At 43.0% G+C, this 11,765-nt stretch carries 8 protein-coding genes; 7 read left to right on the forward strand and 1 reads right to left on the reverse strand.

The features are described 5' to 3' along the window. Positions 1–106 precede the first annotated feature (106 nt). From uvrA to mltA, 4 genes are all read left to right on the forward strand, one after another. The gene (gene uvrA / locus MTBBW1_RS05835) at positions 107–3,205 is read left to right on the forward strand and encodes an excinuclease ABC subunit UvrA (RefSeq protein ID WP_080800513.1); all 3,099 of its coding nucleotides are present in this window, start codon (positions 107–109) and stop codon (positions 3,203–3,205) included. Positions 3,206–3,501: 296 nt separating this feature from the next. Continuing rightward, a complete protein-coding gene (locus MTBBW1_RS05840) occupies positions 3,502–3,861 on the forward strand; it encodes a molybdenum cofactor biosynthesis protein MoaE (protein WP_080800516.1) in 360 nt (119 codons plus the stop codon). Between the two features lie 90 nt (positions 3,862–3,951). After that, complete coding sequence (moaC, locus tag MTBBW1_RS05845; RefSeq protein ID WP_080800518.1) at positions 3,952–4,449, forward strand: cyclic pyranopterin monophosphate synthase MoaC; 498 nt, start codon at positions 3,952–3,954, stop codon at positions 4,447–4,449. After that, positions 4,450–5,706 (forward strand): murein transglycosylase A, encoded by a 1,257-nt coding sequence (gene mltA / locus MTBBW1_RS05850; RefSeq protein WP_080800520.1) that lies wholly within the window; start codon positions 4,450–4,452, stop codon positions 5,704–5,706. 257 nt (positions 5,707–5,963) lie between these two features. On the opposite strand, the gene MTBBW1_RS05855 is transcribed toward mltA, so the two are convergent. Then, positions 5,964–6,653 carry a cyclic nucleotide-binding domain-containing protein gene (locus tag MTBBW1_RS05855; RefSeq protein WP_080800523.1) on the reverse strand — a complete coding sequence of 230 codons (690 nt, stop codon included), beginning with the start codon at positions 6,651–6,653 and terminating at the stop codon, positions 5,964–5,966. Between the two features lie 916 nt (positions 6,654–7,569). On the opposite strand from MTBBW1_RS05855, the gene MTBBW1_RS05860 reads away from it, so the two are divergent. The 3 genes from MTBBW1_RS05860 to MTBBW1_RS05870 all read left to right on the forward strand — a co-directional run bounded on the left by MTBBW1_RS05860 (position 7,570) and on the right by MTBBW1_RS05870 (position 11,738). Continuing rightward, a complete protein-coding gene (locus tag MTBBW1_RS05860) occupies positions 7,570–9,123 on the forward strand; it encodes an acyl-CoA carboxylase subunit beta (RefSeq protein ID WP_080800526.1) in 1,554 nt (517 codons plus the stop codon). 103 nt (positions 9,124–9,226) lie between these two features. Then, positions 9,227–9,454: a hypothetical protein gene (locus tag MTBBW1_RS05865; protein ID WP_139786680.1), complete on the forward strand. Its 228-nt coding sequence runs from the start codon at positions 9,227–9,229 to the stop codon at positions 9,452–9,454. Positions 9,455–9,683: 229 nt separating this feature from the next. Beyond that, on the forward strand, positions 9,684–11,738 hold the full coding sequence (locus MTBBW1_RS05870; RefSeq protein ID WP_080800532.1) for a pyruvate carboxylase subunit B: 2,055 nt from the start codon (positions 9,684–9,686) through the stop codon (positions 11,736–11,738). Positions 11,739–11,765 lie beyond the last annotated feature (27 nt).

Raw genomic sequence — 11,765 nt, forward strand, 5'->3', positions numbered from 1 at the left:
AGGTTTTACCAGGGCAGAACATTCTTGTTCTGCCCTTTTGCTCTGTCCGGTTTTAAAGCCTGACAGAACACTGTCCGGAATTCAAGGAATTGGAGCTGAATATAATATGAAAGAAGGTATCCCCACAGCCAGCCTGCAAGAAGCAAAAAGTCTTAAGGATGCAAAAAGTCTGCAAGAGATAAAAAGCCTGAAGGAAGCAAAAAAACTGCAAGATGCAAAAAGCCTGCAAGATGCAAAAAGTCTGCAAGATGCAAAAAGTCTTAAAGACGCAAAAAGCCTGCAAGAGATAAAAAGCCTTAAGGAGGCAAACAACCTCAAAGAACCTGTGAAAAAGACTACAAGCGAGTTAAATACCATACTTGTAAAAGGTGCCCGTGAGCATAACCTAAAAAATATTGATGTGGAGCTTCCAAAAAAGAAGCTCATAGTATTTACAGGCGTTTCAGGTTCCGGCAAATCAAGCCTTGCCTTTGATACCATTTTTGCTGAAGGTCAGCGCCGATATGTAGAATCACTTTCCTCCTATGCCCGTCAGTTCATAGGGCAGATGGTAAAACCCCGCTATGACACAATCCGTGGCCTCTCTCCCACCATCTCAATTGAACAGAAGGCAGCAAGTAAAAATCCCCGATCAACTGTCGGCACCATAACTGAAATCTACGACTATCTGCGGGTACTCTTTGCCCGTGCAGGTGAGCAGTTTTGTGTCAAATGCGGTAAAAAGGTGGGAAGGGGTGATGCCCAGAGTATGGTTTCACAAATTCTCTCTTTGCCTGAATCTTCAAAAATCCTGATACTTGCACCGGTTGTTGAGAATCGAAAAGGGGAGCACAGAGAACTTTTTGAAAAATTGAAAAAAGATGGTTTTGCAAGGGTTCGTATTGATGGTGTAGTGCAGAATCTTGAAGATGTACAGTCCCTTGCAAAAAACAAGAAACATCAGATTGAGGTGGTTGTTGACCGGCTTGTAATAAAAAACAGTGATTCTGAGTTTAACAGGCGCCTGACTGACTCTGTTGAGAGTGCTTTAAAAATCGGGAACAGCCAGCTCATTGTGCATATAATGGGAAGGGAAGATATAAAGATGAGTGAGGCCAGATCCTGCTGCGGTATTGCATATCCTGAGCTTGAGCCAACCCTTTTTTCATTTAACTCCCCCATTGGAATGTGTCCCGAATGCAATGGAATCGGAACCTTGCTTTTCATGGCACCAGAAAAAATTGTGCCGGATGAATCCCTTACAATCCGTGAAGGTGCTGTGTTGCCCTGGAAAAATTATTTTGGTTCCGGCAGCGGTTTTAATGGAAACAGTATGCAGAATTCATGGGGACTGGGGCAGCTTCTGGCTATGGAAGAGCAGTGGGGTATAAGCCTTGATACACCCTGGAACAAAATGCCTACGGAGCACAGGGGTATTATCTTAAATGGTGCAGGTAAAAGAAAACTTGTTGTAAATTGGAACTCAGCAAAAATAAAAGGCGAAGTGGAGCGGGAGCATGAAGGGATTGTGCATACACTGATGCGAAGATACCGATCCACCCAGTCTGAAAGCCAGAAAAAATATTACTCAGCCTTCATGAGTGAACAGACCTGCCCTGTATGCAGGGGAAAACGCCTTAAAACAGAGGTTCTCAATGTTCTGATTAAGGAGAAATCCATCATTGACATAACAGAGATGAGCATACTTGAGGCCCATGATTTTATATCTTCTCTTGACCTTGACGGAAACCGTAAACTTATAGCAGGGGAGCTTTTGAAAGAGATATCCAGCCGCCTTGGATTTCTTGTGAATGTAGGTCTTGATTATCTCTCCCTTGACCGCAAGGGACCAACCCTTTCAGGTGGCGAATCCCAGCGCATACGGCTTGCATCACAGGTGGGATCTGAGTTGACAGGGGTACTTTATATCCTTGATGAACCATCCATAGGGCTTCATCAGAGGGATAACAGAAAGCTTCTTGATACCCTTTGCCATTTAAGGGATATAGGCAATACCCTGATCGTTGTTGAACATGACGAAGAGACCATGAACCTTGCCGACTGGATCGTTGATATAGGCCCTGGTGCCGGTCATCTTGGAGGCCAGATCACAGCCCAGGGAACCCCTGCTGAAATAAGGGACAACCCTGCATCATTAACCGGAAGCTACCTTAATGGCTCCCGGAAAATTGAACTCCCTGAAGAGCGAAAAACACCTGAACAGTCCGGCAATCAGTGGATTATTATTGAAAAGGCTTCTGAAAACAATCTTGGGAATATTGATGTTAAAATTCCTCTGGGCCTTCTTGTTGGTATTACAGGTGTGTCAGGTGCGGGCAAATCAACACTTGTAAACCAGATACTCTATCCTGCTGTGGCAAGACATCTTCACGGCTCCACAATGGAGGTGGGAAGACACAGGGCAATAAAGGGAATGGAGTTTATAAATAAAATTATCAATATTGACCAGAAACCCATTGGCCGAACCCCAAGAAGTAATCCTGCCACATATACAAAGGTTTTTGATCCCATCAGGGAGCTTTTTGCAGAGCTTCCTGAATCAAAGGTATATGGATACAAAAAAGGAAGGTACTCTTTTAATGTAAAGGGGGGCAGATGTGAAGCTTGCAGCGGTGATGGTTATATAAAGGTTGAGATGCATTTTCTGGCTGATGTCTTTGTCCCCTGCGAGGTGTGTCGCGGAAGGCGCTTTAACGAGGCAACCCTTAAGATAAAATACAAAGATCACTCCATAGCAGATGTACTTGATCTTTCTGTTATGCAGGCACGGGACCTTTTTCTGCATCATCCAAGGATTGTGAACATTCTTGATACCCTCATGGATGTGGGGCTTTCCTACATAAAGCTTGGACAAGCTGCCACAACCCTTTCAGGAGGAGAGGCCCAGCGTATAAAGCTTGCAAGGGAACTTGCCAAAAGGGATACAGGTCAGACACTTTATATTCTGGACGAACCCACCACAGGGCTTCACTTTCAGGATATCCAGATGCTTTTGAATGTTCTTAAACGCTTGTCTGAAAATGGTAATACTGTTATTGTAATTGAGCATAATCTCGATGTAATCAAAACAGTTGACTGGGTTATTGACCTTGGTCCTGACGGTGGCAGCAGGGGCGGAAAAATTGTAGCAGAGGGAAGCCCTGAAAATGTTGCAGCCTCAGGGGCTGGTTATACAGGTCATTATCTGGCCAGGGTGCTTATGTGATAACCTCAAAATCGACATCTTATTGCTTTTTCAGGAGATATTGCATTTGTCTGAATCAGGATAACCAGGATGGATGGGATGTTCAGGATATACAATCTGGCCTTATCTTTGTTAATTTTGGGAATCCTGATTAAGACAGTATTGACAAAGCCCAAAAGATCATAGGTGTCGTCTTTGAGAATTGACTGTTTTTAGAAAATAAACCTTCATGGCCGGCATCCGGCCACCCCCGATCATGAAAATGATATGGGTATTTTCACGGTAAAAAACACCAAAAGACCTTGAAGGAGTAAATCGTGAGTATTGATACAATGATAAGACAAATTAAGTCCCATCCCGATTATCCAAAAGTGGGAATGGTTCTCTATCACAATGGCGTGGTCAGACAAACCACAAGAGAAGGGGCAGAGGTAACCGGCCTTTCCGTAAAGGTGAACCATGATAAGCTCAATGAAATAATTGCTGAACAGAAAGCAAAACCAGGTATTGTAGAGGTTCTTGTCGAGATTCATGAAAACATGCCCCTTAATGTTGGAGATGATGTCATGTATATTGCAGTGGCAGGTGATATAAGAGAAAATGTGATTGAGACATTGAGCCAGACACTTAACCGTGTAAAATCTGAAGCCACATCAAAGGAGCAGTTCATGAAATAAACCTTCATGGTCGAGTTCAAGGAACACCCACATGGTTCATAAAAAGTGCAGGCATACAAATGAAAGATACAACAGGAGAATGATAAGGATATGAATGATTTTACACATCTTGATGAAGAGGGAAGAGTCAGGATGGTTGATGTGGGCGGAAAAGAGAACACAGAGCGGACAGCAGTGGCTGGCGGCAATATACGAATGACCCCCTCCACACTGAAACAGATAACTGACAACAGCGTTAAAAAGGGAAATGTCCTTGAGACAGCAAGAATTGCCGGAATAATGGCAGCCAAAAAAACATCAGAGCTGATTCCCATGTGCCATCCTCTTAATATCACCCATGCCGGCGTGGATTTTTATCCTGACCATGTCAGCAGCACAATTGCCATTGAAGCAAAGGTCTCCCTTTCAGGTCAGACAGGTGTGGAGATGGAGGCTCTGACAGCAGTTTCTGTTGCGGCTTTGACTATATATGACATGTGCAAATCCTATGACAAGGCAATGATCATTTCCGATATCCACCTGAAAAAGAAATCAGGGGGAAAAAGCGGTGAGTTCACAGCGCCTCGCTATCTTGACGGGAAACATTAGATGAATCCACTAAAAAAGTCTTTTATTATAAAATGGTTTTGCTTTTTTGTCCCTGCCTTGTTTCTGTTTGTTTGCAGTTGCAGCGAACCATTGAAAAAAACGGATATTCATAAATATTATCCTCTTTCAAGGCTTTCCATGGAAGATTATCCCGCTTTTACGGATGATCACGGAACAAAATCACTTGAAAAAGCTCTCAGGCAGAGCATTTCTTACTATGGAAAAATTTCGCCGGAGACAAAGTTTGAATTTGGCGATGATATCTATGATGCAGTTCATATTCGTCAATCCCTTGAACATTTTCTTGATTTTATAATGATTGAGCCTTCAGAGGAGCAGCTTCAAGCGTTCCTAAAAAAGCATTATGTTGTTTATACCACAGTAAGAGAACTATCAGATAAAGATGATAAGTCTGATTTTTCTGTAATGTTCACAGGATATTATGAACCCTCTATTGAGGGAAGCCTCATAAAGGATGATATCTATTGTTATCCTATATACTCAAGACCGAGTGACCTTATTACTGTTAATCTCGGGCGTTTCTCATCAAAATACAAGGGAGACTCATCTTTGTCAGGTAGGGTCAATAACCGGAATGAGCTTGTCCCTTACTATACCAGGGCAGAGATTAACTCTAGGGCAGAGTTTGAGAAGGTTGCCAAGCCTGTTGTGTGGCTTAAAAGTAGAATAGATCGTTTTTTTCTGGAGATACAGGGTTCAGGCAGGGTGATTCTCAGAGAGGGAGGCGTTATGAGGGTTCAGTATAACTCAAAAAACGGTCAGCCTTACAGAGCCATTGGCAAATATCTTGCTGACAAGGGAGAGATTCAAAAAGAGAAGATGTCAATGCAGGCAATCCGCAGGTGGCTGGAAATGCACCCTGATAGAATAGATGATGTACTGCATTACAACCCAAGTTTTGTCTTTTTTCATGAGGGAAAGGGCGGTCCTTACGGATGCCTTGGAGTTGAGGTTACTCCCATGCGGTCAATTGCAACTGATGTCTCCATATTTCCAAAAGGGGCACTCTGTTTTATTGAAACAACCATCCCTACGGAAGAAGAAAGCGTGACAGAAAATGTTCTTGAGTGGAAAGAGTATGCCGGTTTTGTGTTAAATCAGGATACCGGTGGTGCGATAAAAGGGGCGGGCAGGGCAGATCTTTTCTGTGGAAATGGTGCATATGCTGAAAAGGTTGCAGGGCATATGAAACAGATGGGCAGGCTCTATTTTCTGGTATTGAAGAAAGCAGAATAAACGGGTATGATTGCGTATCAATCGTCCCCCAAGTGTAAAAATAATAGTCATTTTCACGGTAAACAGGCATGATTGATTACGTATCAATCACCCCCAAATATAAAAATGATAGTCATTTTCACGGTAAACGGGCATGATTGATTACGTATCAATCACCCCCAAATATAAAAATGATAGTCATTTTCACGGTAAAAAAGCAGTCTCGACAAGGCTCAAGAGTTTATAGGTGTCGATTTTGAGGTTATCTGAGAGTCTTCCTAATCATAACTGTCAAGTTTCATCATGGCTATTTCTCTTTTGATAAGCTCCTGTTCTTTTTTATACAGCATCTCTTCTTTTTGGGCAAGAGCATCTTCCCTCTTCTTTAAATCTTTTTCCAACTTCAGAAGAGTTGTATATCTGGAATCAATGGCCTGTTTCTCCTTGACCACCTGGAGATGAGTGAGGTTGAGCCGTTCCATCTTTTTTTGTTTAAATCCAGAAGTGATAATGTGGACGATATATTCATCATCAAGATTTGTGAGTATGGACATATCAATTCCAAGGCAGATCCCTTCTTTTACAGCAACAACAGAAGCTGTTCTGGGAATACCATCAAGAACACTCATCTCCCCGAATATTTCTCCAGGGACATTAAGTGTGGCAATTACGGTATCAGCAATAACTATGTTGTAGCTGCCTGTAACAATCCAGAATGACCATGAATCAAAGTCTCCCTCTCTTATGACAGTCTCTTCAGGTTCAAACCTGATAAGCTTTGCAATTCGTGCTTCATAGGATGTCTCCTTTCCACGGAGAAGGGTTTTGAGCTCTTCATGGGAAAGGTTTCGCAGGATTTCAAATCTTGACAGCAGTTCAATGGTGGAGTCATTGATCAGATTTTTTTTAAGACCTTTTGCCATATATTGTTCCTTATTGTACTCAAAATCGACCGTTATAACGTACATGGCGGATTACCGCCACAATCGAAAGATTGAAAGTCTTTATAAAAACAGCCACTTGTGGAGACTTTTATATAACGTACATGGCTGATGATAGCCACAATCGAAAAGATGAAAGTCGTTTTAAAAACAGGCTGTTACCGAGACTTTCATATAACGGCCATGGCATACATATTTGCCACAACGAAGCATGAAAGTCCTTTAGAGCCTTAAAATACGGGGACTTTCTTATAAAAAACTCTTGAGCCTTGTCAATACAGTCTGAATCAGGATAACCAGGATAAAAAGGATGTTCAGGATAGATAATCCTGCCTTTCCTGTTAATCCTGGGCATTCTAATTAAGACATATTCAGCAAGCAAAAAAGCAAAAGATATCGATTTTGAGTGTTGTATGAAATTCCGGTATCTTTCATTAGCTCTCCTTTTAATCATAGCACAGATGTTAATCGTGGCAAACGATATGAGTTAAAAAGGTGAATTTGAATTGTGTTGATTTTATGAAGCATGATAATGATTTGTTGAATGTGGTAGCATTATGAATTGAATTCATTATAAAAAAGTGAGATTCTATCCTTGTAAACTTTTTTATTGTTGACATATTTCATTTAATTGTAGTTCACTATACGTTCATTTTTTATAGATATGAACGAGGGGTGATGAAATCTGTTTGTTAAATTTTCGACATTTTTCACATCATCCCAAAAGCACTTTACATTTTTTAGATTGAGATTCCCTGAAAATGGGCATGGTCTTCCGGGAAATTTAAACCAGCCAATTTAAGGATGCCAAATCTTCTACTGCAATTATTAATCGCGATTTTGGCTTTTTAGACTTTTTACGAGATCATCAATTTTAATTCATCACATAAACGATGGAAAGCAGGAAGTTTAAACTCACGAGAATTAACGAAAGGGTATCACTATGGGCGTCATAGCAGACAAAATCAAGGATTTAAAGGAAAGAGAATCAAGAATCCTTGGAATGGGGGGCGAAAAAGCCCTTGAAAAGAGACGGGAAAAAGGCACTCTCAATGCCAGAGAGAGATTGAATCTTCTCTTTGATCCAGGCAGTTTCAGGGAGATTGACATGTTTGTCACCCATCGGTGCGTGAATTTCGGGATGGAGACAAAAGAGATTCCCGCAGATGGTGTGGTCACAGGACACGGGAAAGTTGATGGCCGGATTGTATTTGCCTATTCCCAGGATTTTACATCCAGGGCCGGAAGCCTTGGTGAAATGCAGGCCAAAAAGATCTGCAAAATAATGGATATGGCCATGAAAGCTGGTGCGCCTGTGGTTGGGCTTAATGATTCCGGTGGTGCAAGAATCCAGGAGGGTGTAGATGCCCTGTCAGGTTACGGAGAGATTTTTTTCAGGAATGCATCAGCTTCAGGTGTCATTCCCCAGATAACAGCCATAATGGGACCCACAGCAGGCGGTGCTGTATATTCTCCTGCCATGACAGACTGGATTTTCATGGTCAAAGATACAAGTTACATGTTTATTACCGGTCCACAGGTTATCAAGTCTGTCACAGGTGAAGAGATCTCCTTTGAAGAGCTTGGCGGTGCCATGACCCACAATGAGAAAAGCGGTGTTGCTCATTTTGCCTGCGAATCTGATCAGGATGCCCTTGAACAGATCAGGATTCTCTTGTCATATCTGCCTTCCAACAACATGGAGGATCCTCCCATTGTCGAGACAGGAGATGATCCCCACCGTATGGATAGCGCTCTTGATCTTGTTATTCCTGATCATCCTAACCAGTCCTATGATGTAAAGGAGATTATCACATCCATTGTTGATAATGGTGAGTTCTTTGAACCGCATCAGTATTTTGCAAAAAATATTTTAATCTGCTTTGCAAGGATGAATGGAAGGCCCATTGGTATTATTGCCAACCAGCCTGCACATCTGGCAGGATGCCTTGATATAAATGCCTCGGACAAGGCTACACGTTTTATCCGTTTTTGTGATGCATTCAATATCCCCATGCTCACAATAGCTGATGTGCCGGGATATCTTCCAGGAAGTGATCAGGAGTGGGGTGGAATTATCCGTCATGGTGCAAAACTTCTGTGGTGCTATTCCGAAGCCACTGTGCCAAAGCTTCTTCTTATCACCCGCAAGGATTACGGTGGGTCATACCTTGCCATGTGCTCCAAGCATCTTGGTGCTGATATGGCCTTTGCATGGCCAAGTGCCCAGATTGCAGTTATGGGTGCAGAAGGTGCTGCCAATGTTATCCATGCAAGGGAGATAAAAAATTCCGAAGATCCGGCAGAGACAAGAAAACAGAAAATTTCTGAGTATGAAGAGCTTTTTTCCAACCCATACTGTGCTGCAAGCAGGGGATATGTGGATGCTGTTATACGCCCTGCCGAGACCCGCTCGCGACTTTGTGACGCACTTGATGCCCTTTGCACAAAACGGGAGATGCGTCCTGCCAAAAAACATGGTAATATTCCTGTATAACATACATGGCAGACACATCTGCCACAACGAAGCTTGAAAGTCCTGAGAATCCTTGAATAACTGGGACTTTCTTATAAATCCCTGTAAACAGCGAGAGGCTGACATGACGATTGATTCAAAAAAAATGGCTGCTATTTCATCGGCAGTCTTTACCTACATTAAAACCTGTGAAGAGGCGGCATACTTTGCTTCAGGAGCCGGAGCAGGCAAGGCAAAGGTGATTGAACCACCTGTTACAGGTACTGGAAACTATCCTAATATGTGGGGAAGCATGGGCAGAAGTGACATTATGCAGATGCGCACAATGATGCAGATGAGGACTTTCAGGTAAACCCTCATTATAGCGATGGTATTATAATGATGGATGAAAGTCTTTATATATCAATATGTTATGGAGACTTTTTAATGAGCACTCATGGCAGAGCTTAGGCCAACTGATCATGAAAACAGAATCTGTTTTCACTTCAGAGAGACAACTGATCAGAGAGACAACTGATGAACAATCATGAACATTTAACAGGCACTATGCCTGGCAGCATATAATTTTTAGGAGAACGTAAATGAGTGAGCACGGCAAAATAAACATGTGTGAGATAAATTGTGAAAAAGAGCGGCCAAAGGCTGCCAATCCACTTAAAATTGAGGATCTTTCACTGCGGGACGGACATCAATCTCTTTTTGCCACCAGAGGCAGAACCGAGGATATGATTCCTGTTGCCGAGCGTATGGATCAGGTTGGATTCTGGGCAGTTGAGATGTGGGGCGGAGCAACTTTCGATACCATGCATCGCTATCTTAACGAAGATCCATGGGAGCGCATCCGAACCCTTAAAAGGTACTTCAAAAAGACACCTTTTTCCATGCTGCTTCGGGGACAGAATCTTGTGGGATATCGTAACTATGCCGACGACGTTGCAAAGCTTTTTGTAAAACGTGCATCAGACAATGGCATGGATATTTTCAGGACATTTGACGCACTTAATGATTACAGAAATTTTGAAGCTGTGGTTCCGGTAATAAAAGAGTGTGGCAAACATTTTCAGGGAAGTATTTGCTACTCACTTACTGAACCAAGGATGGGCGGTACCGTATATACTCTTGAATATTATATAAAAAAGGCAAAAGAGCTTGAGTCAATGGGTGCTGACAGTATATGCATAAAGGATATGGCCGGACTTATGGCTCCATATGATGCATACAATCTAATCAAGGCTTTAAAGGAGAGTGTGGCTCCCCCAATTCATCTGCACAGCCATTTTACTTCAGGCATGGCTCCTATGACACACCTTAAGGCTGTAGAGGCAGGAGTGGATATCCTTGATACATGTCTCTCTCCATATGCATACAGAACCTCACATCCTGCTTTGGAGCCCCTTGTCATGACTCTTGTTGGTACTGACAGGGATACAGGCTTTGACATTGAGCTTCTGGCATCCATCAACGAAACTCTAGAGCAGGAGATCATGCCCAAGTATCGTCACCTTCTTGATGATACCAAAATGTCTGTTATTGACATCAATGTTCTACTTCACCAGACCCCGGGAGGTATGCTCTCCAATCTTGTGAATCAGCTTCGGGAAATGGATGCACTTGATCGTCTTGGAGACGTTTACAAAGAGCTTCCAAGGGTAAGAAAAGAGCTTGGTCAGGTGCCTCTTGTGACACCAACAAGCCAGATAGTTGGTACCCAGACAGTGAACAATGTTCTTTTTGACACCGAAGGTGAAAGATACAAAATGGTCACAGCACAGGTAAAGGATCTCTGCTACGGCCTTTATGGCAAAACCGCCATTCCCATTGATCCTGAAGTTCAGAAACAGGCACTCAAGGGTTATGATCGCGGAAGTGATCCAATAACCTGCCGTCCGGCAGAAGTGTTAAAGCCTGAACTTGAGGCAGCAAAGGAAAAAATAGGTGATCTCGCGGTTGATGAAGATGATCTTATCCTTTACACACTTTTCCCTGTTACAGGAAAGAAATACCTCCAGATCAAGTATGGTAAGGAGCCTGTTCCTGCTTCCATGAAAGCAATTACAATGGAAGATGTTGCCAAAGAGGCAGAGATGCTGAAAAAAGCAAGAGCTGGAGAGCTTGTTGAAAAATGCTCCTGCAAGGGTGACATCCCTGAGAAGACAGAAGCCCTTCGTACCTTTAATGTCTTTGTTGATGGTGAGTACTTTGAGGTGGGAGTTGATGAGGTGGGTGGCGCACCTGTAATTGCATATGCACAACCTGCACCGGCGGTTGCAGCTCCTGCTCCACAGCCGGCAGCTTCTCCTGCACCTGCTGGAGCTGTTCCGCCACCTGTGCAGGCAGCCGCAGCTCCGCCACCGCCACCCAAGCCTGCTTCAAAACCAGCACCCAAAAAAGCAGCACCAGCGCCGGCTGCTGCATCAGGTTCTGGTGCCCAGGTAAAGTCTCCAATGCCGGGCATGATTATAAAATATCTAAAAAATGTGGGTGATGCTGTTAAAAAAGGGGAGACAGTTGTAATTCTTGAAGCCATGAAGATGGAGAATGCACTGCCTGCACCGGCTGACGGTTCCATAACAGCAATAAATTATGGTTCTGGAGACTCTGTACCAAAGGATGCCATCCTTGCAGTGGTTGAATAGATATCAACACTATCAATGGTTGTATAG

The sequence above is a fragment of the Desulfamplus magnetovallimortis genome (genome assembly GCF_900170035.1).
In the GTDB taxonomy this organism is placed as follows: domain Bacteria; phylum Desulfobacterota; class Desulfobacteria; order Desulfobacterales; family Desulfobacteraceae; genus Desulfamplus; species Desulfamplus magnetovallimortis.